The sequence below is a fragment of the Aestuariivirga sp. genome, from assembly GCF_020252395.1.
Lineage (GTDB): Bacteria > Pseudomonadota > Alphaproteobacteria > Rhizobiales > Aestuariivirgaceae > Aestuariivirga.
Genome location: NZ_JADCDB010000001.1, coordinates 41657 through 66220 on the forward strand (window position 1 = coordinate 41657; position 24564 = coordinate 66220).

Sequence of the window (24564 nt, forward strand, 5' to 3'; positions counted from 1 at the left end):
AGACGGGAGTTCAGGCTGTGGAACAGCTCCGGCGCGAGGCGATGGAATATGACGTGGTGATCGTCGGCGCGGGCCCCGCCGGCCTCTCCGCCGCGATCCGCCTGAAGCAGATCGACCCGCAGCTTTCCGTCTGCATCCTCGAAAAGGGCTCGGAAGTGGGCGCCCACATCCTGTCCGGCGCGGTGATCGATCCCGTGGCGCTCAACGAACTCATACCGGACTGGAAGCAACGGGGCGCTCCTCTCAACACCCCTGTCACCGAGGACCGCTTCTACATACTGGGCCCCTCGGGCGCGTTGCGGCTGCCCAACGCGCTCATGCCGCCCTTAATGAACAACCATGGCAACTACGCCGTCTCGCTGGGCAATGTCTGCCGCTGGCTGGCCCAGCAGGCGGAAGCCTCGGGCGTCGAGATCTATCCGGGCTTCGCCTGCTCGGAGGTGCTTTACCGCGAGGATGGTTCGGTGAAGGGCGTGGTCGCCGGCGTCATGGGCATCGCCAAGGACGGAACGAAGAAGCCGGATTACCAGCCCGGCATGGAACTCCTCGGCAAATATGTGCTCATCGCCGAAGGCGTTCGCGGTTCGCTGGCGAAGGAGATCATCGCCAAGTACAATCTCTCCGAAGGCCGCGAGCCGCAGAAATTCGGCCTCGGCATGAAGGAACTCTGGGAGGTGCTGCCGGAGAACCACCGCCAGGGCCAGGTCACCCACACCATGGGCTGGCCACTCGGCGCCAGGACCGGCGGCGGCGCCTTCATGTATCACCTGGAGGACAATCTCGTCTCCATCGGCCTGGTCGTTCACCTCAACTATCAGAACCCGCACCTCTTCCCCTACATGGAGTTCCAGCGCTTCAAGCACCATCCTGTGATCGAGCCGGTGCTGAAGGGCGGCCGCCGCATCGCCTATGGCGCGCGGGCGATCACCGAAGGCGGCTTCCAGTCGGTGCCAAAGCTCTATTTCCCCGGTGGTGCGCTCATCGGCTGCTCGGCGGGCTTCGTCAACGTGCCGCGCATCAAGGGCTCTCACAACGCGATGAAGACCGGCATGATGGCGGCGGAAGCGGCCGCCGCGGCGCTGGCCGCTGGCCGCTCGGGCGACGAGCTGCGCGAATACGAGGAGGCTTACGAAAGCAGCTGGGTCTATGAGGACCTGAAGCGGGTGAAGAACGTCAAGCCCATGTGGTCGAAGCTCGGCCTCGCCGGCGGCCTCGCTCTGGGCGGCCTCGACATGTGGCTGAACCAGCTCTTCGGCTTCGGGCTCGGCACATGGAAGCATGGCAAGCCCGACTATGCGGCGCTGAAGCCGGCTGGTCAGGCCAAGCCCATCGACTATCCGAAGCCCGACGGCGTGATCTCCTTCGACCGCCTCACCAATGTCGCCTTCTCGGGCACCAGCCATGAGGAGGACGAGCCGGTCCACCTCCGCCTCAGGAACCCGGAAGTGCCGATCGGCGAGAACCTGCCGGTCTATGACGAGCCCGCCCAGCGCTATTGCCCGGCCGGCGTTTACGAGGTGGTGATGGAGAATGGCAAGCCCCCGCGCTTCCAGATCAACCACCAGAACTGCGTCCACTGCAAAACCTGCGACATCAAGGACCCGGCCCAGAACATCACATGGGTGGCGCCGCAGGGCGGCGAAGGGCCGAACTACCCGAACATGTGAGCCCGGGGCCGGCAGGCCGGGTCAGGGCTGGTTCCGCGCGGCAGGGCGCGTGACTGCAAACAGCGCACGTGCAAAGATAGCTCTCTCCCGGGAGATGGCCATGCTCGAACTCCGCCCCAATTGCGAACTCTGCGACAAGGATCTGCCGCCGCAGTCGAAAGACGCGCGCATCTGCAGTTATGAATGCACTTACTGCGCGGAGTGCGTGGAAAAGGTGCTTCAGAATGTGTGCCCGACCTGCGGCGGCGGCTTCGCGCCGCGGCCGATCCGGCCCATTCGGTCCTGGCGGCCGGAAGAGAAGCTGGGGCTGATCAACAACCCCGCCTCCGCCATCCGCGTGCACAGCAAGTACACGATGGACGACACTGCGGCGCATGTGGCGCGCATCCGGCATCTGGCGCCCGAGGAGCGGTGAGGCAACGAACACGCGGCCGGCAGGCCGGATGAAGGCCGGGTCGGCGCGGCAGGGCCCTACTGGCCCAGCCTCTGCTTCACTTCGGCAAGCTTTTTCTGGACCGCTTTGTTGGAGGGCGCGTATTTGGCGGCTTCCGCGTAGCCCGCGAGGGCCTGTTTCAGGTCGCCCTGCTCCTCATAGACGCGGGCGCGGGCATAAAAGGCGCGGGCGAAGTCCGGTTTCAGCGCGATGGCGCGGGTGAAATCGGCGATGGCGTTCTGGTAATCCTTTTTGTCGAAATAGGACAAGCCGCGATTGAGATAGGAGTCGACGTAGTCCGCCTTCAGCTTGATTGAGGCGGTGTAGTCGGCGATGGCGGCGTCATGCTCGCCCTTGTCGTCCAGCGCATTGGCCCGGTTGAAATAGGCGATCGCAAGCGCGTCGTCGCTGGCCTTGCCGCCGTCAATGAGCTTGGTGCAACCGTCGATTATGTAGTCGGGCGTGTTGCTGTTACAGTCTTCGATGGGATCGGCGAAGACCGGTGGGGCCAGCAGAACGAGCGAGGCAAAGGCAATGGCAAGCGTGGTGACGCGCATGAAGGTCGGTTCCTCTGTGGTGAAGCCGGAGCTTCCGCGCGGCTTATAGACCGTCCGCCGGGACATGCGCAGGAAATGTGGCGGCCAGTGGGCGAGGTCTGCGGCTTTCGCAGGCGGCCCCGCGGCGCGAATCGACGCAGCCCTGCTCCAGGTCATATACATCATTATTATCAATTACTTAAAAGGCAAATCCACATCTTGACACAGTTTTGGCCCGCAACTATGGTGCGCCCGCTTTGGAGGGGAAGAACTTCCGAGCGCGCCCGCCGTTTGTCCGGAGGTCTGTCTCATGACGAAACCGAACGACGAGAGGCCGAACTCAAGTTCTTCCGATCCCGAGCTGGGCGACCTCTCGGCACGACTCAAGGATCTCTCCAGCCGCATCGCGGCGGAGCGCCGTGAGCACTCCGAAAGCACGAAGCCGCAGACCAGCCTTCAGCACGCCTCGGACTATGCGAGGGGCTACAAGCTGATCAGCGAATTCGCGGCAGGGACGCTGGTCGGCGGCCTCATCGGCTATGGCATCGACCGGATGTTCGGAACGTTGCCCTTCGGCCTGATCATTTTCCTGCTCCTGGGATTCGGAGCCGGCTTCCTGAACTTGGCCCGCGCGGCCAACAGGGTGCCCCCGGCCCAGGCGCGGCTTGGTTCAACACCGCCGCCCAAAGCGGCCCACGACGACGAAGAAGAGGACTGACCTTGGCGCAAGGCATCGACCCGATCCATCAGTTCCAGCTGCATGATCTCGCCGGCCCCTGGAACATTGCGGGCCACGAGATCAGCTTCACCAATTCGGCGCTGTTCATGGGCATTGCGGTGGCCCTGGTCACAGGGACCATCCTGGCCGCAGCCGCCCGCGGCGAGTTGGTGCCGGGCCGTCTGCAGTCGATCGGCGAGCTGTGGTACGAATTCGTGCACAACATGGTGAAGAACGTGCTGGGGCACGAGGGCAAGGCCTTCTTCCCGCTCGTTTTCACCATCTTCTCCTTCGTGCTCGTGGCCAACATGCTGGGCATGTTCCCGTATTTCTTCACCGTCACCAGCCACGTGGTGATCACGGCGACACTCGCGGTGTTCGTCGTGGCGCTCGTTGTCGTGGTGGGCATCGCCCGGCACGGGCTCGGCTGGTTCAAGCTCTTCGTCCCGTCGGGCGTGCCGATGGTGATCCTGCCCTTCATCTCGCTGATCGAGGTGATCTCCTTCCTGTCGCGCCCCGTGTCGCTCGGGCTGCGTCTGTTCGGCAACATGCTGGCGGGCCACATTGTGCTGAAGGTGTTCGCGGGCTTCGTCGTGCTGCTTGGCTCCATGGGCTTCGGCGGCATCATCGGCTCCATCGCGCCGCTCGGCATGGCTGTGGCTCTCACGGCGCTCGAATTCCTGGTGGCGTTCCTGCAGGCCTTCGTTTTCGCCATCCTGACCTGCGTCTACCTCAACGACGCGCTGCATACCCATCACTAAACACTCAACATCCACACAACGCTCAAGGAGAGACTCATGGATCCGCTCGCAGCTAAGTACATCGGCGCAGGCATTGCTTGCATCGGCATGGGTGGCGCCGGTATCGGCGTAGGCCACATCTTCGGCAACTTCCTGGCAGGCGCGCTCCGCAACCCTGCCGCGGCGGGCGCCCAGTTCACCAACGCGCTGATCGGCGCCGCTCTGGCAGAAGGCCTCGGCATCTTCTCGCTGGTCGTCGCCCTCCTCCTCCTGTTCGCCGTCTAGTCTTTCTCGCGGCAAACCGAACGGAAGCCTGGCGGGTCTGAAGCTCCGCACAGGCTTCCCCATTTGAGGCTCAAGACATGTCGCAATCGACGCTCGCCGTCGCTGAGGCCACCACCACCGAAGCCCCTGCCCCGGCAGCGGCGGAGGAGGGCGCAGCGCCGGCCACCACCGAGGGCACGGGCGCGGAAGGCGGCCACGGCGGCTTCCCGCCGATGGACGCGCATACCTTCCCCTCCCAGATCTTCTGGTTGGTGATCTTCTTCGGCCTGCTCTACCTGCTGATGAGCAAGCTAGCGCTGCCGCGGATGGAAGCCGTTTTGACGAAACGCCACAAGGCGATCGAGAGCGATCTCTCCAAAGCCTCGGCGCTGAAGCACGAGACCGAGGCGGCGATCCGGCACTACGAAAAGTCGCTGGCGGATGCCCGCGCCAATGCGCAAGGCATCGCCACCGAAACGCGTGCGAAGATCGCGGCCGAGATCGAAGCGGAGCGTTCGGCTCTCGAGAAGACGCTGTCGGCGAAGCTCGCCGAAGCGGACGCCCGCATTTCCGCCACCAAGGCGAAGGCCATGCAGGACGTGAACGAAGTCGCCGCCGAGACCGCCGCCGAAATCGTCTCGGCACTGACGGGCGCTCCGGTCAGCAAGGACCAGGCCGCCAGGGCCATCGCCGGGCTCAAGGGCTGAGGGAGAAGAGAGATGCATTTCGACGCAACATTCTTCGCCCTGGTGGCGCTGATCATCTTCCTCGCCATCGCAGCCTATGCCGGCGCTTTCAAGAAGATGGGCGCGGGCCTCGACAGCCGCGCCGGCCGTATCCGCAAGGAGCTTGAGCACGCCACGCAGCTCAGGAAGGACGCCGAAGCGCTTCTCGCCGAATACAAGCAGAAGCGGCTTGACGCCGAGAAGGAGGCCGCCTCGATCATCTCCGCCGCCAAGGCCGATGCCGGGGAATATGCCGCGGAGACCCGCCGCAAGCTGACCGAATCGCTGGAGCGGCGCTCCCGTCAGGCCGAACAGAAGATCGCCCAGGCCGAAGCCGCCGCGATCAAGGAGGTGCGCAACGCCGCCACCGACCTCGCCATCGCCGCCTCCCACCACCTCGCCGCCGAAGCCGCCAGGGGCTCCAGGGGCGCGGAGCTGATCGCGCAGTCGATCAGCGCGGTGAAGACCCGGCTGAACTGAACGGACAGCCCAGAACGAATGGAAACTCCCGGCCATTGGCCGGGCTTTTTTGTTTACCCCGGCCGTGGCGGTTCCATGCCGGCCGGCAGGCTCAGCTCAGGCAGCACTTCTTGAATTTCTTGCCTGAACCGCAGGGACACGGATCGTTGCGGCCCACATGGCGATGGGGGTTATAGGCGATGTCCGCCAGGTCCCAAGGAAAGTCTGAGCCGGCGGCGCCCGACGCTTTGGCGCTCTTCTCTCGGATGTAGGCTTCCGAATAGCAATACCAGCGCGAGACGTCTTCGATCGCGTCGATCCGATGCGGATGGATGAAGCACTTGCCATACCAGCCGTCATCCGAGAGATCACTTGGCCGGCCCTGATCGATGGCGTCGAAATCGTCCAGCCCGTAAATCGCTTCACGGCGCGGGACCGCGGCGATCACGGCGCGGGCTTCCGGCAGCCACTCGCCAACGCCCAGCATGGCGACGGCGGCGGCCCACTCGCTCGTCACCACCATGTGGGCGCCAGGTTCGAGCTGCGGCTTGATGCTGCCAATGAGGGCGATGGCGTCCTGCCGCTGTTCCGGCCGGTCAATGCCGATGCGGACGACGGCGGAGATCGCCTGGCTGCGCGCGAAGATATAGGCTTTGCGATCGAGGATGATGTCGCGCAGCGGCGTCAGGTCGCCGTCTGCCACGCTGGCGAGCACGCGGTCTCCGATCTCCGTCAGGCAATCGCCCAGCAGGTATTCGAGAGTCTCCTCGTCGAGGCGCAGAAATGCGGCGATCGGGCGGTAGCTGCGCGGGTCGCCCCATTGGCCGAGAATCTCCAGCATCAGGCCATAGGCGTCGCGATATGGCAGGTCCTCATAAGGCGTCTGCGCGGCCTGCTCGAATGCCTGCAGAAACACCGGCAACATCGCCTCCCGGCCGGCAAGCGCCGCCTCAATGGCGGCAAGCGGCGCGGTCTTGCTTGTTTGAAGGTCTTGCAGGACTTGGTTTGGCGTCATGGCTCGCGAATCCTCATCGGAGCAATAGGCTAGCGCAAACAATCCAGCGCAGGAACGGGTTTGCGGTCGGCGTCAATACCTCCTTCCGTCATCCCCCGTGAAGGCTTGGCCCCGCTTCAGGCCTCCGCCCATCGGAAAGCGGGGTCCCGGCTTTCGCCGGGATGGCGGGCGCGAAAAGACCTACTCCGCCGCCTCCATGTAATTCGCCATGGGCGGGCAGGTGCAGACGAGGTTGCGGTCGCCGAAGACATTGTCGACACGGGCCACCGGCGGCCAGTACTTGTCGTTCGGATAGCCCTTCAAGGGGAAGAAGGCCTTCTCCTTCGAGTAGGGGTGCTTCCAGTCGCCCAACAGCAGGCGGTGGGTGTGGGGCGCGTTCTTCAGCACGTTGTCGAGCTTGTCGGCTTTCCCCTCCTCCACCTCGGCGATCTCCTTCCTGATCTCGATCATCGCGTCGCAGAAGCGGTCGAGTTCGCGCTTTCCTTCCGACTCGGTGGGCTCGATCATCAGCGTATCGGGCACCGGGAAGGACATGGTGGGCGCATGGAAGCCATAATCGACGAGGCGCTTGGCCACGTCCTCCACCGAAAGCCCCGTGCGCTCCTTCAGCCAGCGCAGGTCGATGATGCACTCATGCGCCACGAAGCCGCCGGGCCCCTTGTAGAGCACCGGGAAATGCGGATCGAGGCGCTTCGCAATGTAGTTGGCGTTGAGGATCGCCATCATCGTCGCCTTGGTCAGTCCCGGCCCGCCCATCATGGCGATGTAGGTCCAGGAGATCGGCAGGATCGAGGCCGAGCCCCACGGCGCTGCCGAGACCGCACCCTGCGACTGGTCCTTGCCCGCCGCGGGGTTCACACCCATGACGACGCCATGGCCCGGCAGGAAGGGTGCGAGATGCGCCTTCACGCCGATCGGACCAACACCAGGGCCCCCGCCGCCATGCGGGATGCAGAAGGTCTTGTGCAGGTTCATATGGCAGACATCGGCCCCCAGCTCGGCGGGGCGTACGAGGCCAACCTGCGCATTGAGGTTGGCGCCGTCCAGATAGACCTGCCCGCCATGGGCATGGACGATGCCGGTGATCTCCTTGACCGCCGTCTCGAACACGCCATGCGTCGAGGGATAAGTGATCATCAGCGCGGCAAGATGATCCTTGTGCTCGGTGGCCTTTTTCCTGAGGTCGGCCACATCGACATTGCCCTGCTCGTCGCAGGCCACGACCACCACCTTCATGCCCGCCATGACGGCGGAGGCCGGGTTGGTGCCGTGCGCCGAGACGGGAATGAGGCACACATCGCGCTGCCTGTCACCGCGTGAGTCGTGATAGCCGCGAATGGCGAGGAGGCCCGCATATTCGCCCTGGCTGCCGGCATTGGGCTGGAGCGACACGGCGTCGAAGCCGGTGATCTCCGCCAGCATCTCCTCCAGCTCCTCGAAGAGCTGCTGGTAGCCCTGCGCCTGCTCCAGCGGCGCGAAGGGATGCAGCATCGAGAAGCTGCGCCAGGTGACGGGGATCATCTCCGTCGTGGCATTGAGCTTCATGGTGCAGGAGCCGAGCGGGATCATCGCCTGGTCCAGCGCCACGTCCTTCATCTGCAGGTGGCGGAGGTAGCGCAGCAACTCGGTTTCCGAATGATACATCGAGAAGACCGGATGCGTGAGGTAGCTGGACGTGCGGCGCAGCGGCTCGGGGATCGCCTCCTTCACCTTGGCATCGACCTCGTCGATCGATATGCGCTCCAGCGCGTCGGTCTTGAACACGGTGAGCAGGCGTTCGAGTTCCTGACGGCGCACCGACTGGTCGAAGGCGATGCCGAGACTATCGGCGTCGACAAAGCGCAGGTTGATGCGCTGCTCCTTGGCCTTTGCCCACAGCGCGTGCGCCCGGCCCGGCGCGTGGATCGTCACCGTGTCGAAGAACGACTTTGTCGCCACCTCGTAGCCGAAGCCGGTGACGGCCTCAGCGAAGATTTCCGCCATGCGGTGGACGCGCTCGGCGGTCTTTCGGATGCCCTTGGGACCATTGTAGACCGCGAACATGCCGGCAATGACGGCAAGCAAGACCTGTGCGGTACAGATGTTGCTCGTCGCCTTTTCGCGGCGAATGTGCTGCTCGCGCGTCTGCAGCGCCATGCGCAGCGCGCGGTGGCCCTCAGCATCGACCGAGACGCCGATGACGCGGCCGGGCATGGAGCGCTTGTATTCGTCCTTCGTCGCGAAGAAGGCGGCATGCGGGCCGCCATAGCCCATGGGCACGCCGAAGCGCTGCGCCGAGCCGATGGCGATGTCGGCGCCGAGTTCACCGGGCGGCGTCAGCAGTGCGAGTGCCAGCAGGTCAGTCGCCATGATGGCCAGCGCGCCCGCGCCATGGAGCTTCGAAATCACGCCCCGGAAGTCGCGCACCTCGCCCGAGGAGCCGGGATAGGAGAGGAGTGCGGCGAAGACCGTCTCGGGCTTCAGGTCCTTCATCGGATCGCCGATGACGACGTCATAGCCGAAAGCCCGCGCGCGGGTCTCGATCACGCCGATGGTCTGCGGGTGGGTGTCCTTGTCGACGAAGAAGCTGTTGGCCGCGGTCTTCACCACACGCTTCGCCATGCTCATGGCCTCCGCCGCCGCGGTGCTCTCGTCCAAGAGCGAGGCATTGGCGATCTCGAGCCCGGTCATGTCGATGATCATCTGCTGGAAGTTCAGGAGCGCCTCGAGGCGGCCCTGGCTCACCTCCGCCTGGTAGGGCGTATAGGCGGTGTACCAGCCCGGGTTCTCCAGCACGTTGCGGAGGATCACCTTGGGCGTGACGGCGCCATAGTAGCCCATGCCGATCATGGAGACATAGACGTCGTTCCGCTCCGCCATGGCGCGGAGATAGGACAGCGCCGTGCGCTCCGGCATGGCCTTCCTCAGTTCCAGCGGGCGCTTGGTGCGGATGTTCTCTGGCACCACGTGCGCGATGAAGTCCTCGAGCGACTTGGCGCCGAGGCTCTGCAGCATCTCGGCGGTGCTGGCTTCATCGGGGCCAATGTGGCGGGGAATGAAGTTTGCGCCGGGTTCAAGCTCGGCGAAAGTGGGGCGGGTGGCCATGTGCGTTATCCATTCACCAGCTTGTCATAGGCGGCCTTGTCCATCAGCTCGTCGAGTTCGCCGGGGTTCGAGAGCTTCACCTTCATGAACCATGCGCCGCTTTCGGCATCGCGGTTGACCAGCGCCGGGTCGCCCTCAAGTTCCTTGTTCACTTCGACTACTTCACCGGACACCGGCACATAGACTTCGCTCGCGGCCTTGACGCTTTCGACAACGGCGGCCTGCTCATGGGCTGCCACCTTCTTGCCGATGGCGGGGAGTTCGATGAAGACCACGTCGCCCAGCTGCTCCTGCGCGTGGTTGGTGATGCCGATGGTGGCGATGCCGTTCTCGACAATCACCCACTCATGGTCCTTGCTGTACTTGGCAGTCATGTGGAGAGGCTCCTAGCGTTTGAAGCGGTTGGGGATGAAGGGAAGGGAGACGATCGCGGCGGGCATCGCTGTGCCACGCACGACAAGATTGATTTTCGTTCCGGGCACGGCCGAGGCAGTCTCGACATAGCCCATGGCGATGGGTCCGCCGACCGAGGGGCCGAAGCCGCCCGAGGTGACCTTGCCGATCTCGCGGCCTGCGCTGTCGGTGATCACGGCGCCATCGCGCGCCGGTGCGCGGCCCTCCGGCCTGATGCCGACGCGCTTCCTTGCCGTGCCGTTGGCCAGTTCCTTCTGCACGCGGGCAGCGCCAATGAAGCCGCCTTGCGCGCGGCGGCGCTTCTGAATCGACCAGACGAGATCGGCCTCGACCGGCGAGATGGTTTCGTCCAGCTCATGGCCATAGAGGCAGAGGCCGCCTTCGAGGCGCAGCGAATCACGCGCGCCGAGGCCTACGGGCTTCACCAGCGGATCGGAGAGCAACAGGTTCCAAAGCTTCGGCGCATCGGCATTCGCCACCGAAATCTCGAAGCCGTCCTCGCCGGTGTAGCCCGAGCGCGAGACCTGGGCCTTGATGCCGCCGATCCCGGCATCGGCATAATGCATGAAGGGGATGTCCTTCACCGCGGGCGCGAGCTTCGCCAGCGCCTCTTCCGCCTTCGGGCCCTGCAGGGCCACGAGCGAGAGGTCATCGCGCCGCGTGAGCGTCACGCCCTCGGCCAAGTGCTGCTGCATCCAGCCATAGTCGTGCTCCTTGCGCCCGGCGTTGACGACGACGTAGAGCGTACCGTCTTTCACGTGCCGGGTGATCATCAGATCATCTAGCGTGCCGCCCTCTTCGTTCAGGAATTGCGAGTAGCGCTGCTGGCGCGGCTTGAGGCTCAGCACGTCCGCCGGCACCAGCGCCTCCATGGCCTTCGCCACCGTCTCGAAGTTCTTCCCCGCGATCAGGCACTGGCCCATGTGGGAGACGTCGAAGAGCCCTGCGTTCTGGCGCGTCCAGTTGTGCTCGGCGAGAATGCCTGCGGGATATTGCACCGGCATGTCGTAGCCGACGAAGGGCACCATGCGGGCGCCCAGCTTCACGTGATCATCATAAAGGGATGTTCGTTTGGGAGCGTCGTCGCTCATACTTCAAGTCTCCGGACAAAGTTTGGCCAGACCCGGCGAAACCGGATCTGCCCCCTCTGTACGAGACCTGAGAGATTTCACATCCGGTCACCCACGTTCCGGATGTTTGCTCCTTCGGTGAGCGGGCCCTGTCGTGTGGCCCGCTGCTCTCCAGAGTTCGACCTTACGCCCTGCCGGTCCTTTTGCCTGAGAGTTTCCGGGGCGGTTGCTCCTTCGGCGCCGGGCTCTTCAGCCCGGTCTCTTCCGCACAGGGCGCTGTGCTGAACGCAAAGCAACCTATGCTCTTCCGCACCTAAGTCAAGCAGCCCTGACGTCAGAGCTGCTCTGTGGAAAAGACACCGGGCAGGCTGACCTCCAGCAACTCGAGATCGCCCGAGGCTCCGGAATAGCGGCTCTTCAGCCCCGGCGGGATGACGAAGGCATCGCCCGCCGACAAGGTAAACGGTTCCCTACCCTCGCCTTCCAGCACCATCGCCCCCTTCATCACAAAGGTGAAAAGGATATCACCATGGTGCACCGTCCAGCGCGTCTCGCCGCCATCCGGACGAGCCACCATCACGGAAGCCACGCCCTTGGTATTGGAATTTATGGTCGTGTCCCGCGCCACGAAGCCGGGCAGGCGGAAGGGCCGGAATTCACCCTTGGCCCCGACATTGTAGACGAAGCGCTGGCCCTGCCATTCGCGCTCAGGGCGAAGCTGCGGCGTGGGCAGAGTCATCTCGTGGTCGATCTGGGTCACGTGCTCGGCCGGAACACCGATCTCGATCACCTCGATCCCGTCACCCGCTTCCAGCACGCGGTGGCGGATTTCCGGGGGCTGGATGAAGCAATCCCCGGCCGTCAGCCGGATCGGCCCGCCCTGGTCCTCGTAGACCACGTCCACCCAGCCATTGATGCAAAAGATCAGCTGGAAGCCCACCTTGTGGAAATGCACCATGTCCGGCACCGGCCCGCCATCGGGGATGCGGATGTGCGAGGCAATCATCGCGCCGCCCAGCCTGGAGGGCACGAGGTCGCGGTAAAGCATCCCGGCCCTCCCGATCACCCAGGGCGCCTGGTCGGCGAGCTTCCGGACGACGAAAGCATGCTCGGTCCTGGGCAGCACCAGCGGCGGGTTCAGCCCGTCGATCTCGACCCTTGTGCCGTTGGGGGCAATGAGCACGCGCTGGCCGCCGGCGAAGCCATCCGGGTCCTCGGTGAGAATCCGGATCGTGCCGGCAGGCTCCGCCGCCCCCTTCTCGATCCGCAGCCGGAGGCCATGCCCTGAGAGCACGGCCACCTCCGGGTTATCGGCGGGGTAGATCATGTCCAGCCGCATCTTCAGTACCTTGGTGAAGAAGGGCAGGTCGTCACGGAGTTCGGCGGTGGGCAGGCGGATTTCGGCGCGGGTCCCGGTCATGGAGGGATTTGAGGGACCTGGTGGGCAGGCGTCAAGCGCGGCATGGCAGTTGACATCGCCCGCCGCCCCTCGCATCTCTTGGAGCATGAAGAAGCCCCCTCTCAAGATCCTTCTCGCCGCGCCCCGCGGCTTCTGCGCCGGGGTGGTGCGGGCGATCGACATCGTGGAGCGGGCGCTCGCCCTTTACGGTGCACCCGTCTATGTGCGCCACGAGATCGTGCACAACAAGTTCGTGGTCGATGACCTGAAGGCCAAGGGCGCCATCTTCGTCGACGAGTTGGACCAGATCCCCGATGGCGGCCGGCCGGTGGTCTTCTCCGCCCATGGCGTGCCAAAGTCGGTGCCGGCCGCCGCCACCGCGCGCCACATGTTCCAGCTCGATGCCACCTGCCCGCTCGTCACCAAGGTGCACATGGAGGCGCAGCGCCACCATGCCGAGGGCTATGAGATCATCCTCATCGGCCACAAGGGCCACCCGGAGGTGATCGGCACCATGGGGCAGCTGCCGCAAGGCGCCGTGGTCCTCATCGAGACGCCCGGCGACGTGGGGCGGCTTCAGGTGAAGGACCCCGTCAAGCTTGCCTACATCACCCAGACAACGCTGTCGGTCGACGACACGCGGGACGTGATCGCGGCGCTGCAGGCGCGCTTTCCGGCGATCAAGGGCCCTTACAAGGAAGACATCTGCTACGCCACCACCAACCGGCAGGAAGCGGTGAAGGTCATTGCCAGCCAAGTGGATCTGCTGCTCGTGGTGGGGGCGCCAAACTCGTCGAACTCCCGCCGTCTCGTGGAAGTGGGCGAGCGCAACGGCACGCCGCGCTCCATGCTGGTGCAGCGGGCAGCCGAGCTCGACTGGTCAACACTTCAGGGCCTGTCCACCGTCGGCATCACGGCGGGGGCTTCCGCGCCGGAGCTGCTGGTGAACGAGATCATCGACGCCTTCCGCGCGCGCTATGACGTGAGCGTGGAGACGGTGACGCTGAGGGAGGAGACTGTCTCCTTCAAGCTGCCGCGGGAATTGCGCGAGGTTCCGGCCAGTCCATGACGGCGAACAAAGTGATCGTGCATACCGACGGGGCCTGCTCAGGCAACCCCGGCCCAGGCGGCTGGGGCGCGATCATGGACTACAACGGCGCGCGCAAGGAACTTTCGGGCGGCGAGGCCCGGACCACCAACAACCGCATGGAACTGATGGGGGCGATTTCGGCGCTCGAGGCGCTGAAGCGTTCCTGCGAGGTGGAAATGCATGTCGACTCGCAATACGTGAAGGACGGCATCACCAAGTGGATTCACGGCTGGAAGAAAAACGGCTGGAAGACCGCCGGCAAGAAGCCCGTGAAAAATGCCGAACTCTGGCAGCGGCTCGACGATGCGCTGAAGCTGCACAAGGTGAGCTGGCACTGGGTGAAAGGCCACGCCGGCCATGACCACAACGAACGCGCCGACGAACTGGCGCGTGAGGGCATGGCGCCATTCAAGAAGCTATAATAATTTATTCCTCTCCCGCTTCAGCAGGAGAAGACGCTTGCTCACCTCCGTGCCTTCGCCACGTCCTCCGCCATGGGGCACAGGATTTCGAACATCATCGTCACGCCCGCATGCGCGGTGACGCCCGACGGGTCGAAGGGCGGCGACACTTCGACGACATCGCCGCCGACGATGTGCAAGCCCCGCATCTCGCGCAGCATCGCCTGAGCCTGGAACGTCGTGAAGCCGCCAATCTCCGGCGTGCCGGTGCCAGGGGCATAGGCGGGGTCGAGGCAGTCGATGTCGAAGCTCACATAGGTGGGGCCGTCGCCAACGATCCCGCGGGCTTCCGCCATGATGGCCTTGGGCCCCTTCTCCATCGCCTCCTCGATCCTCACCAGGCGCACGCCCATTTTCTCGCCCCACTCGAAATCGTCGAGGTCATACATGGAGCCGCGCAAGCCGATCTGGATCGTGCGCTTCGGGTCCAGCACACCTTCCTCGATGGCGCGGCGGAAGGGCGTGCCGTGGGTATATTTGAAGCCGCCGAAATAGCCGTCATAGAGATCGGTGTGGGCGTCGAAATGGATCATGCCCACCGGCTCCCTCTCGCCCACCGCGCGCAGCACGGGCAGCGAGCAAAGATGGTCACCACCGGCCGAGAGCGGGCGGATTCCCCTGGCGACGAGTTTCTTGAAATAGGTCTCAACGCGCTTCAGGCCATCGGCGACATCCGCCGGGTTCACCGGGCAGTCGCCGAGATCGGCAATGTTGGCGAGCTTCGAGGGCGCCACATGCGAGGTCTGGTGCATGGGGCGCACCATAGAGGACATGTCGCGCATCTGGCGGGGGCCATGGCGCGGGCCGGGGCGGTTGGTGGTGCCGCCGTCCCACGGGATGCCCACGAGGCCGATGTCGATGCCGTCCGCCTGTTCGAGGTCCACATGCGGCATGCGCATGAAAGTGGCGATGCCGCCGAAGCGCGGCGTCACGAGGCCGGAGACCGGCTTGTTGAAATCGACCATGGCGGATGATCCTTATTCCCATTTGGCGTGGCGAAGCCCATGGCCGGTATGATGATACGGCGGGGCGTTCTTGCGCAAGGGCCAGCGCCCGGTTTAACTGGGGCCATGAGAAAGGATTTCGACATCATCGTCATCGGCGCCGGCATTGCCGGCGCTTCCGCCGCAGCGCATCTGGCGGCCACGCATCGCGTCGCCATCTGCGAGATGGAGGACCGGCCCGGCTATCACACCACCGGCCGCTCGGCCGCCATGTACGAGCCCAATTACGGCTCGCCCCCCATGCTGGCGCTGACGCGCGCCGCGGGGCCGGAATTCTGGGCCGGCGGCTTTCTGCAGAAGCGCGACACCATCTTCTTCGCGCCGCCCGAGCAGGAGAAGGCCTTCCAGCGCCTCATGGGCCTGCAGAAGGGCATGCGCGAGATTTCGGTGGCGGAGGCCAAGCAACGCTTCCCGCACCTCGCCGACGGCTATGCGCAGTGGGCGGTGCTGGACGAGCACACGGCCGACATCGACGTCGACGCCCTGCACCAGCATTACCTGAAGCTGTTCCGCCAGAAGGGCGGCGAGATGCATTGCGATCACGCCGTCATCGCGCTGGAGAAGAACGGCCAGTGGACGGTGCGCACGAAGTCCGAAACCTTCCGTGCACGGATCATTATCGATGCCGCCGGCGCCTGGGGCGACGTGGTGGCGGAGATGGCGGGGCGAAAGCCCATCGGCCTTCAGCCCAAGCGCCGCTCGATGGCGGTGGTGCCGGGCCCCGAGGGCAAGGATTTCATGCGCTGGCCGATGGTCGGCGACGTGGGCGAGACCTGGTACTGCAAGCCGCAGTCGGGCAAGCTCTTGATCTCGCCCGCCGAGGCCACCCCCGTGGAACCGCATGACGCCTATGCCGACGACATGACGCTAGCGGAAGGCATCGCGCGCTTCAGCGAAGCGGTGAACTATGAGGTGACGCGCGTCGAGCGCACCTGGGGCGGGCTTCGCTCCTTCGCCCCCGACGGCTGCCCGGTGGTTGGCTATGACGGCCTGGACGACGGCTTCTTCTGGCTGATCGGCCAGGGCGGCTACGGTATCCAGTCCGCCCCCGCGCTCTCCCGATTGGCCGCGGCCTTGGTGCGCGGCGATGCTCCGCCTACGGATATTATGGACGAGGGGCTGGTGCTGAAGGAGATTTCGCCGGGGCGGTTTGCCTGATTTTTGTCTTCTCCCGCTTCGGCGGGAGAGGACGTTTCGTTTCACCCCGCCAGCAGCGGAAACTCCGGCGCATCCATCGCCGCGCCGTGCTTCAGCGTGACACCGCGGAACGGCGGCGAGGTGTTGGCGCCCTCGCGCCGCGCGAAGCGGACGTTGTCGCCCATCAGGCGCAGCGAGAAGGCGCGGCGCTGTTCGACCTTGCTGTTGTTGGCGGGCGCGCCATGGAGCGTCATGTAGTTGAAGGCCACGGCATCGCCCGGCTCCAGCGCCCAACCCAGCACGTTGAACTTGTCGCGGTTGCCGTCGATGTCCGGCACCGGCTCCAGCCCGTCGTTCTCGTTCAGCGCCGTCTTGTTGAAGCGTTCGGGGCGGTAATACTTGCCCCACTTGTGCGAGCCCGCGACGAACTCCAGCGTGCGCTCGCGCGGAACGCTGTCGAGCGGAATCCACAGCGATACGGTGTCGGTTCCGTCCACACAGTAATAGGGCTGGTCCTGGTGCCAGGGCGTGGGAACGTCCGCGCCCGGCTCCTTTACCAGCACGTGCTCGTGGAACAGGCGCACGGTCTTGCTGCCCATCAGCTCACGGCCCACCGCGGCGGCGTCCGAGTTGAAGATGAAGTCCCGGTATTCGGGGATACGGTCCCAGTTGCAGTAGTCGCCGACGAAGCGGCCGGCCCCATCCTTGCCTTGATAGATCTTCACATCCGCCGAAGGTTCGGCGAGGTTGCGGTCCACCCCCTTGCGCAACGTGTCCATCCAGGCGGTGAAAACGCCGCGTAGCACGCAGGCGCCGTCGCGGCGGAAAGCTTCGATGGTGTCGGGCGGCACGAGGCTGGTCATGGCGCAACTCCTTGGGACCGGGGCATTCTGCCAGCCCTGACGGGCGGCGTAAACCGTTCCGCATCTTGCCGATTTTGATTGCCGCCAATTTTCGTGCTTAAGTGCTTCCACGCCCCCCGGAGGGCGGGTAAAAAGACGACAGGGAGTTATCCATGAAATTCCACAAACTGCTGGGCGCAGCCCTGCTCGCGTCGAGCATGCTGGTGGCGGGCGCCGCCAACGCCAAGACGCTGGTTTACTGCTCGGAGGGTTCGCCCGAGAACTTCACACCCTCGATCAACACCACCGGCACCAGCTTCGATGCCGCCCGCCCCGTCTATAACCGCCTCGTGCAGTTCACGCCCGGCACCACCCAGGTGGAACCGGCGCTGGCCGAAAGCTGGACCGTGTCGCCCGATGGCCTGACCATCACCTTCAAGCTGCGGCCGGGCGTCAAGTTCCATTCGGGCGTGAACGGCTTCACCCCCACCCGCGACCTCACCGCCGAGGACGTGATCTGGTCCTTCGACCGCCAGTGGAAGCCCGACCATCCCTATGCCAAAGTTTCCGCCGGCTCCTATGACTATTTCAACGACATGGCCATGCCCGACCTGCTGGAGTCGGTTGCTCAAGGCGGCGACAACATGACCGTCGTGATCAAGCTGAAAAAGCCGAATGCCCCGATCATCGCCAACCTTGCGATGGACTTCGCGGCCATCCACTCGGCCGAATACGCCAAGTTCCTGCTCGACAAGGGCACGCCGGAGCAGTTCGACCAGATCCCGGTCGGCACCGGCTCGTTCCAGTTCGTCGACTACCAGAAGGACGCGGTCATCCGCTTCAAGGCCTTCGACGGCTGGGCCGGCAAGCCCAAGATCGACGACCTCGTCTACGCAATCACCCCCGACGCGACGGCGCGCTATGCCAAGCTGAAGGCCGGCGAATGCCAGGTGATGATCGCGCCGAACCCGGCCGACCTTCCGGACATGAAGGCCAACGCGGACATCAACGTTCTCGAGCAGGCAGGCCTGAATATCGGCTACTATGCGATGAACAACCTGAAACCGCCCTTCGACAAGCCCGAGGTGCGCAAGGCCTTCGCCATGGCGATCGACCGCGACGCGATTATCAAGGAGGTTTATCAGGGTGCCGGCCAGAAGGCCAAGAACCTGATCCCGCCGACCATGTGGTCTTACGACGACTCGATCAAAGACGTCGAGTACAACCCGGACAAGGCCAAGGAGATGCTGAAGGCCGCCGGTGTCGAGGGCCTCAAGATCGACATCTGGTGGATGCCGGTGCAGCGCCCCTACAACCCCAACGCCAAGCGCATGGCAGAAATGATCCAGGCCGACCTCGCGAAGATCGGCGTGGAGTCGACCCTCGTGTCCTATGAGTGGGGCGAGTATAGGAAGCGCATGCAGGCGGGCGAGCACATGACCGGCATGCTGGGCTGGACGGGCGACAATGGCGATCCGGACAACTTCTTCGCCGTGCTGCTGGGCTGCAATGCCGAAGGCAAGCCCAACAGCAATAACATTCCGAAGTGGTGCTCGGCCAAGTTCCAGGAGGTCGTGAACAAGGCGGCCACCATCACCGACCAGGCAGAGCGCGCCAAGCTCTACCAGGAAGCGCAGAAGATCCAGGCGGAGGAGATGCCGCAGGTTAACATCGCGCACTCGACCGTCTTCGAGCCGATCAGCAAGAAGGTGACGGGCTACAAGGTGAGCCCGCTCGGCGCCCACGAATTCCAGAACGTGGACATCGCCGAGTAAGCAGACACACCCGTCCTTCTCCCGGCTTGGCCCGGGGGAAGGGCTTTGAGCATTTCCCTCCCCACAAGGGGGAGGGGAATGCCGAAAGATCCGTCAGACGTTTTTCCCATCCGGCGCCAAAACAGGTGGCAATGATCCGGTTTTTCCTCAAGCGCCTGGCGCTGACCATTCCCACTTTCATCGCGCTCATGTTCATCACTTTCGTGATGCTGCGGCTGGTGCCGGGAGACCCCATAGAGGTGCGCCGCGGCGAACGCGGCATCTCGCCCGAACGGCTGGCGCAGCTGCGCCATGACATGGGCCTCGACCAGCCGGTGTGGAAGCAGTTCCTCGACTATGCGAACGCGCTGCTGCACGGCGATTTCGGCACCTCCATCGTGTCCAAGTCGCCGGTCCTCCATGAATTCCTGACACTGTTTCCGGCCACGCTGGAACTCACCATCACGGCCATGCTCTTCGCCATCGTGCTGGGGATTCCCGCCGGCGTCATCGCCGCCTCGCGGCGCGGCGGCGTCTATGACCAGACGTTGATGGGCCTGGCGCTCACCGGCTATTCCATGCCGATCTTCTGGTGGGGCCTGATCCTGGTGCTCGTCATGTCCAATACGCTGCACCTCACGCCCGTGTCCGGACGCGTCGATCTCATCAAGTTCTATTACCAGCCGGTGACCGGCTTCATGCTCATCGACTCGCTGCTGTCCGGCCAGGAGGGCGCCTTCATGGATGCGGTGCGCCACCTGATCCTGCCGATGATCGTGCTCGGCACCGTGCCGCTCGCCGTCATCGCGCGCATGACGCGCTCATCCATGCTCGAAGTGCTGGAGGAGGATTACGTGCGCACGGCACGCGCCAAGGGCCTGTCCTGGACGCGCATCGTGGGCGTTCATGCGCTGCGCAATGCGCTGATCCCGGTCGTCACCGTCATCGGCCTGCAGGTGGGCGGATTGCTGGCCGGTGCGGTGCTGACCGAGACGATCTTCTCCTGGCCGGGCGTGGGCAAGTGGCTGATCGAATCGATCAACCGCCGCGACTACCCGGCCCTTCAGGGCGGCATCATGCTGATCGCCACCATCGTCATTCTCGTCAACCTGTTCATCGACATGCTCTATGGCCTCATCAACCCGAGGATCCGCCATGCCAAGTGACGCGCGCCTTACCGCGCCCGCAACAGCACCGGCCCCACCCGGACCCTTGCGCGCCTTCTGGCGGGCCTTCCGCGAAAACCGCGGAGCGGTGCTGGGCCTCGCGGTGGTCGGCTTCATCCTGTTCGTCGCCGTCTTCGCCAATGTGCTGGCGCCCTACAGCCCCATCGAGCAGTTCCGCGGCTTCTCCAAGCTGCCGCCCTTCTGGGTGGAGGGGAGCGACCCGAGGTTCCTGCTCGGCACTGATGCCGTGGGCCGCGACATGCTCTCGCGCCTCATGTATGGCGCGCGCGTGTCGCTGTTCATTGGTCTCTCCGTCATGGTGGTGTCGATGGTGGTGGGCGTGGCGCTGGGCCTTGCCGCCGCCTTCTTCGGCGGCGTCGCCGACGTTATCATCATCCGCGTGATGGACCTCATCATGGCGATCCCCTCGCTGGTGCTGGCCATCCTCATCATCGCCATCATCGGGCCCAACCTCACCAACACCATCGTGGCGGTCACCATCGTCGGCCTGCCGCGCTATGTGCGCCTGGTGCGCGCCTCGGCCTTGACCGAACTCACCAAGGATTATGTGACGGCGGCCAGGGTCTCGGGCGTGGGCAAGTTCCGGCTGATGACGAAGACGGTGCTGCCGAACTGCGTGGCGCCGCTCATCGTGCAGGCCGCACTGGGCCTCTCCGACGCCATCCTCGAGGCGGCGGGTCTCGGATTCCTGGGGCTCGGCGCGCAACCGCCCACGCCGGAATGGGGCTCGATGCTCGCCGACACGCGCGACCTGATGCTGTCGCACCCCTGGGTCATGGCCTTCCCGGGCCTTGCCATTCTCGTCACCGTGCTGGCCATCAACCTCATGGGCGATGGCCTGCGCGACGCGCTGGACCCGCGCCTGAGGAGAAGCTGAGATGAGCCTGCTCGAAATCGAGAACCTCACCGTCGAGTTCAAGACAGGGTCGGGCGATTTCCGCGCCGTCGATGGCGTGTCGCTGAAGGTCGACAAGGGCGAAGTGCTGGCCATCGTCGGCGAGTCGGGCTCCGGCAAGTCGGTTTCGATGCTGGCCGTCATGGGCCTCCTGCCGTGGACCGCGAAGGTCACTGCCGACCGCATGCATTTCGAGGGCATCGACCTTCTCGGAATGTCGGCCAATGAGCGGCGCCGGATCATCGGCAAGGACATTGCCATGATCTTCCAGGAGCCGATGTCGAGCCTCAACCCCTGCTTCACCGTGGGCTTCCAGATCATGGAGGCGCTGAGGGAGCACCTCGACATGGGCAAGGCCGAACGCAAGGCGCGCGCCATCGAGCTTCTGGGCCTCGTCGGCATTCCCTCGCCCGGGCAGCGGCTCAGGGCCTTCCCGCACCAGCTGTCGGGCGGCATGAGCCAGCGCGTGATGATCGCCATGGCGATTGCCTGCAATCCCAAGCTGCTGATCGCGGATGAGCCCACCACCGCCCTCGACGTCACCATCCAGGCGCAGATCCTCGACCTTCTCGTCAAGCTGCAGAAGGAGACGGGCATGGGCCTCGTGCTCATCACCCACTCGATGGGTGTCGTGGCGGAGACGGCGGAGCGCGTGTCCGTGCAATATGCCGGGCAGAAGGTGGAGGAGCAGCCGGTGAAGAACCTGTTCCGCGATCCGCATCACCCATATACTGCCGCCCTGCTCTCAGCACTGCCCGAGCGCGCCACCGGCCGCAAGCTGCCGTCGATCCCCGGCGTGGTGCCAGGCCAGTTCGACCGGCCCGCGGGTTGCCTGTTCTCACCGCGCTGCCACCTTGCCACCGAACTCTGCCGCACCACCAGGCCGCCGCGCATCGATGGCGCGCTGTGCCACTATCCCCTGCATGAAGGCGTGGCGCAGAACCACCCCGGACAGGAGAAGGCGGCATGAGCATCGTCGTTACCGCCCGCGGCCTCGCCCGCTACTACACCGTCTCGCGCGGGGCCTTCTCGGGTTCCGCCACGCTGAAGGCACTCGATGGCGCAAGCTTCACGATCGAGCGCGGCAAGACGCTGGCGGTCGTGGGCGAGTCGGGCTGCGGCAAGTCGACCCTCGCGCGCCTCGTCACTATGATCGAGACGCCGACCTCGGGCTCGCTCAACATCGGCGGTGAAGAAATCGTGGGAGCTTCCGCCGCCACGCTCAAGGCGCTGCGCTCGCGCGTGCAGATCGTATTCCAAAATCCCTATGGTTCGCTCAACCCGCGCCAGAAGATCGGCCATGCGCTGGAGGAGCCGCTGCTCGTCAACACCACGATGGGCGCGAAGGAGCGCTCCGGGAAGGCGCGCGAGATGATGGCGAGCGTGGGGCTGCGCCCCGAACACTACGACCGCTATCCGCACATGTTCTCCGGCGGCCAGCGCCAGCGCATCGCCATTGCCCGCGCGCTGATGCTGAACCCGGAGCTGCTGGTGCTGGACGAGCCCGTCTCGGCACTCGACGTCTCGATCCAGGCGCAGGTGCTGAACCTGCTGGCCGACCTGCAGGAGCGGCTGAACCTCGCCTATCTCTTCATCAGCCACGACCTCTCGGTGGTGCGCCACATCGCCAATGACGTGATGGTGATGTACTTGGGCCGCGCCGTCGAACACGGGCCGCGGGATGCGGTGTTCGGCAATCCGCAGCATCCCTATACCAAGGCGCTGCTCTCGGCGACGCCGCAGCCCAACCCGGAGCGGAAGCGCGAGCGCATCGTGCTGACGGGCGAGTTGCCGTCACCGCTGAATCCACCATCGGGCTGCACTTTCCACACGCGCTGCCCGTGGGCCTTCGAACCCTGCGCCCACCTCAATCCAGCCTTGCTTGCGCAGGACGGAAGCCTTGTGGCATGCCATGCGGTGAACCCGCCCGAGCCTTCAACGAAAGCAGCCTGACATGCCGCACCGCGCAGAACTCTCGACCGGCGAAGCCCTCGTCGGCCTTCTCGAGGCCTATGGGGTGGACACGATCTTCGGCATCCCCGGCGTCCATAATGTCGAGATGTATCGCGCCTTGCCGCGCTCCAAGATCAAGCACGTCCTGGTGCGCCACGAACAGGGGGCGGGCTTCATGGCCGACGGTTATGCGCGCGCGACGGGCAAGCCCGGTGTTTGCTTCACCATCACCGGGCCGGGCCTTACCAATATTCTCACACCGCTGGGCCAGGCGTGGTCCGACTCGAGCAACGTGCTGGTCATTTCCTCCGCACTCGACATCCGCGATTCGGCGCAGGGGCGCGGGCGTTTGCACGAGATGATCGACCAGCGTGGTGCGGCCGCGGCGGTGACGGCGCTCAATTTCCGCTGCTATACGCCGAAGGATGTGCGCGATGCGGTGGCGGCGGCCTTTGCGCATTTCACCAGCCAGCGCCCGCGACCCGTCTATATCGAAGTGCCGCTCGACCTTCTGAAGGAACCCGCCGGTGAGGGCTGGACGGCGCGCGCCCTGCCGCAGCGCCCCTCGCCCAATGCGGCGCAGATCGCTGCGGCGGTGGCCAAGCTCAATGGCGCGAAGAAGCCGCTGATCATCCTCGGCGGCGGCGCGCTGGACGCCGGCAATGCGGCGATCGCGATTGCCGAAAAACTGAAGGCGCCGATCATCACGACAACCGCCGGCAAGGGGGCCGTTCCCACCGGTCACCCGCTGTGCCTTGGCCAGATGATGGCGCGCGAGGGCTTCTGGACGCTGGCGGCGGAGTCGGATGCGATCCTCTGCGCCGGGTCGGAACTCTCCGAGACCGACCACTGGAACGATGCGATGGCGATTGAGAAGAACCTGATCCGCATCGACCTCGACCCCTCGGTCATGGCGCGACCGCACACCGCCGGGATCGCCATTCTCGGCGATGCGCGCGAGGCGCTCGAGCTGATCGCCAAGGGCGTCAAGGACAAGAAGGGCAAGGCCGCCGCCAGCTTCGACATGGGCGAGCCCGACGCGCTGCGGGCGATGCTCACCAAGGTCCTCGCGGTGATCCGCCAGGAATTGCCGGAAGACACCGTCATCGCCTCCGACATGACACAGATTGCCTATGCCGCGAACGAGGTGTTTCCCGTCAGCCTGCCGCGCACCTGGCTGCACCCCGTGGGCTTCGGCACGCTGGGCTTCGGTTTGCCGGTGGGCATCGGCGCCAAGTTCGGCGTGGGCGAGCGGCCCGTCGCGGTGCTGATCGGCGATTATGGCATCCAGTATACGATCAACGAGCTCGGCACGGCGGCGGAGCACAAGCTGCCCATCGTCATCCTGATGTGGAATAACAATGCGCTGGGCGAGATCAGGGACGACATGGCAAGGAAGGGCATCCAGCCCAATGCCGTAACGCTGATGAACCCGGATTACCAGATGCTGGCGAAGGCCTATGGCCTCAATGCCGAGCAGCCGAAGGACCTGAAGGCGCTGGCCACCGCGATCAAAAAGGCGCTGAAGGCCGAGGCCCCGACGCTGATCGAGATGACGCCGCGCGTGGTGGCGGGCTAATCAGTCCGGTAAAGGAAAAAACTCCTTGACAGCGCGCGCTCGATGTGCTAGAAAGGCGCATACTCCAGAATTGGGTTTTGCGGCCCTTCAGCTTCCATCATGTCCGGGCTTGTCCCGAGCATTCTTCTCGGCGGACGG

Annotated in this window: 24 protein-coding genes and 2 riboswitches; of the genes, 16 read left to right on the forward strand and 8 right to left on the reverse strand. The window is 64.9% G+C overall.

Going from position 1 to position 24564, the window contains the following annotated elements; all coding sequences use genetic code 11:
• The first annotated feature begins 41 nt into the window (after window positions 1-41).
• Both IOC82_RS00215 and IOC82_RS00220 read left to right on the forward strand, forming a co-directional pair.
• Window positions 42-1667, forward strand: coding sequence for an electron transfer flavoprotein-ubiquinone oxidoreductase (locus IOC82_RS00215; RefSeq protein WP_290544358.1), 1626 nt, complete (start codon window positions 42-44; stop codon window positions 1665-1667).
• Window positions 1668-1767: 100 nt separating this feature from the next.
• The gene (locus IOC82_RS00220; RefSeq protein ID WP_290544153.1) at window positions 1768-2082 is read left to right on the forward strand and encodes a DUF1272 domain-containing protein; all 315 of its coding nucleotides are present in this window, start codon (window positions 1768-1770) and stop codon (window positions 2080-2082) included.
• 56 nt (window positions 2083-2138) lie between these two features.
• Here IOC82_RS00220 and IOC82_RS00225 read toward each other — a convergent pair whose 3' ends face one another.
• Window positions 2139-2657 carry a tetratricopeptide repeat protein gene (locus tag IOC82_RS00225; RefSeq protein WP_290544154.1) on the reverse strand — a complete coding sequence of 173 codons (519 nt, stop codon included), beginning with the start codon at window positions 2655-2657 and terminating at the stop codon, window positions 2139-2141.
• A gap of 289 nt (window positions 2658-2946) precedes the next feature.
• Here IOC82_RS00225 and IOC82_RS00230 point away from each other — a divergent pair, with 289 nt between their 5' ends.
• From IOC82_RS00230 to IOC82_RS00250, 5 genes are all read left to right on the forward strand, one after another.
• Window positions 2947-3354 carry an AtpZ/AtpI family protein gene (locus IOC82_RS00230; protein ID WP_290544155.1) on the forward strand — a complete coding sequence of 136 codons (408 nt, stop codon included), beginning with the start codon at window positions 2947-2949 and terminating at the stop codon, window positions 3352-3354.
• A 2-nt stretch (window positions 3355-3356) separates the two neighbouring features.
• The gene (locus tag IOC82_RS00235) at window positions 3357-4115 is read left to right on the forward strand and encodes a F0F1 ATP synthase subunit A (protein ID WP_290544156.1); all 759 of its coding nucleotides are present in this window, start codon (window positions 3357-3359) and stop codon (window positions 4113-4115) included.
• Between the two features lie 36 nt (window positions 4116-4151).
• Entirely contained in the window at window positions 4152-4379 is a 228-nt protein-coding gene (locus tag IOC82_RS00240) for a F0F1 ATP synthase subunit C (protein ID WP_290544157.1), read from the forward strand.
• Between the two features lie 77 nt (window positions 4380-4456).
• The gene (locus IOC82_RS00245; RefSeq protein ID WP_290544158.1) at window positions 4457-5065 is read left to right on the forward strand and encodes a F0F1 ATP synthase subunit B; all 609 of its coding nucleotides are present in this window, start codon (window positions 4457-4459) and stop codon (window positions 5063-5065) included.
• Between the two features lie 12 nt (window positions 5066-5077).
• Window positions 5078-5563, forward strand: coding sequence for an ATP F0F1 synthase subunit B (locus IOC82_RS00250; RefSeq protein ID WP_290544159.1), 486 nt, complete (start codon window positions 5078-5080; stop codon window positions 5561-5563).
• Between the two features lie 91 nt (window positions 5564-5654).
• On the opposite strand, the gene IOC82_RS00255 is transcribed toward IOC82_RS00250, so the two are convergent.
• From IOC82_RS00255 to IOC82_RS00275, 5 genes are all read right to left on the reverse strand, one after another.
• Window positions 5655-6557, reverse strand: a complete 903-nt coding sequence (locus IOC82_RS00255; RefSeq protein WP_290544160.1) for a DUF1186 domain-containing protein — start codon at window positions 6555-6557, stop codon at window positions 5655-5657.
• A 180-nt stretch (window positions 6558-6737) separates the two neighbouring features.
• On the reverse strand, window positions 6738-9641 hold the full coding sequence (gene gcvP / locus IOC82_RS00260) for an aminomethyl-transferring glycine dehydrogenase (protein ID WP_290544161.1): 2904 nt from the start codon (window positions 9639-9641) through the stop codon (window positions 6738-6740).
• A gap of 5 nt (window positions 9642-9646) precedes the next feature.
• Window positions 9647-10015, reverse strand: a complete 369-nt coding sequence (gcvH, locus tag IOC82_RS00265) for a glycine cleavage system protein GcvH (RefSeq protein ID WP_290544162.1) — start codon at window positions 10013-10015, stop codon at window positions 9647-9649.
• 12 nt (window positions 10016-10027) lie between these two features.
• Complete coding sequence (gene gcvT / locus IOC82_RS00270) at window positions 10028-11146, reverse strand: glycine cleavage system aminomethyltransferase GcvT (RefSeq protein WP_290544163.1); 1119 nt, start codon at window positions 11144-11146, stop codon at window positions 10028-10030.
• 46 nt (window positions 11147-11192) lie between these two features.
• Window positions 11193-11310, reverse strand: a riboswitch (glycine riboswitch).
• Window positions 11311-11403, reverse strand: a riboswitch (glycine riboswitch).
• 56 nt (window positions 11404-11459) lie between these two features.
• Complete coding sequence (locus tag IOC82_RS00275; protein WP_290544164.1) at window positions 11460-12545, reverse strand: cupin domain-containing protein; 1086 nt, start codon at window positions 12543-12545, stop codon at window positions 11460-11462.
• A gap of 85 nt (window positions 12546-12630) precedes the next feature.
• Here IOC82_RS00275 and ispH point away from each other — a divergent pair, with 85 nt between their 5' ends.
• Both ispH and rnhA read left to right on the forward strand, forming a co-directional pair.
• Complete coding sequence (ispH, locus tag IOC82_RS00280) at window positions 12631-13593, forward strand: 4-hydroxy-3-methylbut-2-enyl diphosphate reductase (protein WP_290544165.1); 963 nt, start codon at window positions 12631-12633, stop codon at window positions 13591-13593.
• Window positions 13590-14036: a ribonuclease HI gene (gene rnhA / locus IOC82_RS00285; protein WP_290544166.1), complete on the forward strand. Its 447-nt coding sequence runs from the start codon at window positions 13590-13592 to the stop codon at window positions 14034-14036. The genes ispH and rnhA overlap by 4 nt, the downstream gene beginning before the upstream one ends.
• A 41-nt stretch (window positions 14037-14077) precedes the next feature.
• Here rnhA and speB read toward each other — a convergent pair whose 3' ends face one another.
• Window positions 14078-15040, reverse strand: a complete 963-nt coding sequence (speB, locus tag IOC82_RS00290) for an agmatinase (RefSeq protein ID WP_290544167.1) — start codon at window positions 15038-15040, stop codon at window positions 14078-14080.
• 105 nt (window positions 15041-15145) lie between these two features.
• Between speB and IOC82_RS00295 the strand changes: the two genes are divergently transcribed.
• Window positions 15146-16237 (forward strand): FAD-binding oxidoreductase, encoded by a 1092-nt coding sequence (locus tag IOC82_RS00295; protein WP_290544168.1) that lies wholly within the window; start codon window positions 15146-15148, stop codon window positions 16235-16237.
• 41 nt (window positions 16238-16278) lie between these two features.
• Here the strand turns inward: IOC82_RS00295 and IOC82_RS00300 are convergent, their stop codons facing one another.
• Window positions 16279-17079, reverse strand: a complete 801-nt coding sequence (locus tag IOC82_RS00300; protein ID WP_290544169.1) for a phytanoyl-CoA dioxygenase family protein — start codon at window positions 17077-17079, stop codon at window positions 16279-16281.
• A 152-nt stretch (window positions 17080-17231) separates the two neighbouring features.
• Here IOC82_RS00300 and IOC82_RS00305 point away from each other — a divergent pair, with 152 nt between their 5' ends.
• The 6 genes from IOC82_RS00305 (at window position 17232) to IOC82_RS00330 (ending at window position 24426) form a co-directional block, all read left to right on the forward strand.
• On the forward strand, window positions 17232-18833 hold the full coding sequence (locus tag IOC82_RS00305; protein WP_290544170.1) for an ABC transporter substrate-binding protein: 1602 nt from the start codon (window positions 17232-17234) through the stop codon (window positions 18831-18833).
• 131 nt (window positions 18834-18964) lie between these two features.
• A complete protein-coding gene (locus IOC82_RS00310) occupies window positions 18965-19978 on the forward strand; it encodes an ABC transporter permease subunit (protein ID WP_290544171.1) in 1014 nt (337 codons plus the stop codon).
• A complete protein-coding gene (locus IOC82_RS00315; protein ID WP_290544172.1) occupies window positions 19968-20876 on the forward strand; it encodes an ABC transporter permease subunit in 909 nt (302 codons plus the stop codon). Before IOC82_RS00310 ends, IOC82_RS00315 begins: the two co-directional genes overlap by 11 nt.
• A gap of 1 nt (window position 20877) precedes the next feature.
• Entirely contained in the window at window positions 20878-21864 is a 987-nt protein-coding gene (locus IOC82_RS00320; RefSeq protein ID WP_290544173.1) for an ABC transporter ATP-binding protein, read from the forward strand.
• A complete protein-coding gene (locus IOC82_RS00325) occupies window positions 21861-22847 on the forward strand; it encodes a peptide ABC transporter ATP-binding protein (protein WP_290544174.1) in 987 nt (328 codons plus the stop codon). Before IOC82_RS00320 ends, IOC82_RS00325 begins: the two co-directional genes overlap by 4 nt.
• A gap of 1 nt (window position 22848) precedes the next feature.
• Entirely contained in the window at window positions 22849-24426 is a 1578-nt protein-coding gene (locus tag IOC82_RS00330; RefSeq protein WP_290544175.1) for a 5-guanidino-2-oxopentanoate decarboxylase, read from the forward strand.
• Window positions 24427-24564: the final 138 nt, after the last annotated feature.

Coding starts and splice junctions, on each gene's coding strand:
- IOC82_RS00325 (WP_290544174.1), top strand. CDS start 21,861: ATGAGCATCGTCGTTACCGCCCGCGGCCTCGCCCGCTACTACACCGTC.
- IOC82_RS00240 (WP_290544157.1), top strand. CDS start 4,152: ATGGATCCGCTCGCAGCTAAGTACATCGGCGCAGGCATTGCTTGCATC.
- IOC82_RS00315 (WP_290544172.1), top strand. CDS start 19,968: ATGCCAAGTGACGCGCGCCTTACCGCGCCCGCAACAGCACCGGCCCCA.
- gcvT (WP_290544163.1), bottom strand. CDS start 11,146: ATGAGCGACGACGCTCCCAAACGAACATCCCTTTATGATGATCACGTG.
- ispH (WP_290544165.1), top strand. CDS start 12,631: ATGAAGAAGCCCCCTCTCAAGATCCTTCTCGCCGCGCCCCGCGGCTTC.
- IOC82_RS00215 (WP_290544358.1), top strand. CDS start 42: ATGGAATATGACGTGGTGATCGTCGGCGCGGGCCCCGCCGGCCTCTCC.
- IOC82_RS00330 (WP_290544175.1), top strand. CDS start 22,849: ATGCCGCACCGCGCAGAACTCTCGACCGGCGAAGCCCTCGTCGGCCTT.
- IOC82_RS00320 (WP_290544173.1), top strand. CDS start 20,878: ATGAGCCTGCTCGAAATCGAGAACCTCACCGTCGAGTTCAAGACAGGG.
- IOC82_RS00255 (WP_290544160.1), bottom strand. CDS start 6,557: ATGACGCCAAACCAAGTCCTGCAAGACCTTCAAACAAGCAAGACCGCG.
- IOC82_RS00310 (WP_290544171.1), top strand. CDS start 18,965: ATGATCCGGTTTTTCCTCAAGCGCCTGGCGCTGACCATTCCCACTTTC.
- gcvP (WP_290544161.1), bottom strand. CDS start 9,641: ATGGCCACCCGCCCCACTTTCGCCGAGCTTGAACCCGGCGCAAACTTC.
- IOC82_RS00300 (WP_290544169.1), bottom strand. CDS start 17,079: ATGACCAGCCTCGTGCCGCCCGACACCATCGAAGCTTTCCGCCGCGAC.
- IOC82_RS00275 (WP_290544164.1), bottom strand. CDS start 12,545: ATGACCGGGACCCGCGCCGAAATCCGCCTGCCCACCGCCGAACTCCGT.
- IOC82_RS00250 (WP_290544159.1), top strand. CDS start 5,078: ATGCATTTCGACGCAACATTCTTCGCCCTGGTGGCGCTGATCATCTTC.
- IOC82_RS00220 (WP_290544153.1), top strand. CDS start 1,768: ATGCTCGAACTCCGCCCCAATTGCGAACTCTGCGACAAGGATCTGCCG.
- speB (WP_290544167.1), bottom strand. CDS start 15,040: ATGGTCGATTTCAACAAGCCGGTCTCCGGCCTCGTGACGCCGCGCTTC.
- IOC82_RS00295 (WP_290544168.1), top strand. CDS start 15,146: ATGAGAAAGGATTTCGACATCATCGTCATCGGCGCCGGCATTGCCGGC.
- IOC82_RS00225 (WP_290544154.1), bottom strand. CDS start 2,657: ATGCGCGTCACCACGCTTGCCATTGCCTTTGCCTCGCTCGTTCTGCTG.
- gcvH (WP_290544162.1), bottom strand. CDS start 10,015: ATGACTGCCAAGTACAGCAAGGACCATGAGTGGGTGATTGTCGAGAAC.
- IOC82_RS00245 (WP_290544158.1), top strand. CDS start 4,457: ATGTCGCAATCGACGCTCGCCGTCGCTGAGGCCACCACCACCGAAGCC.
- IOC82_RS00305 (WP_290544170.1), top strand. CDS start 17,232: ATGAAATTCCACAAACTGCTGGGCGCAGCCCTGCTCGCGTCGAGCATG.
- rnhA (WP_290544166.1), top strand. CDS start 13,590: ATGACGGCGAACAAAGTGATCGTGCATACCGACGGGGCCTGCTCAGGC.
- IOC82_RS00230 (WP_290544155.1), top strand. CDS start 2,947: ATGACGAAACCGAACGACGAGAGGCCGAACTCAAGTTCTTCCGATCCC.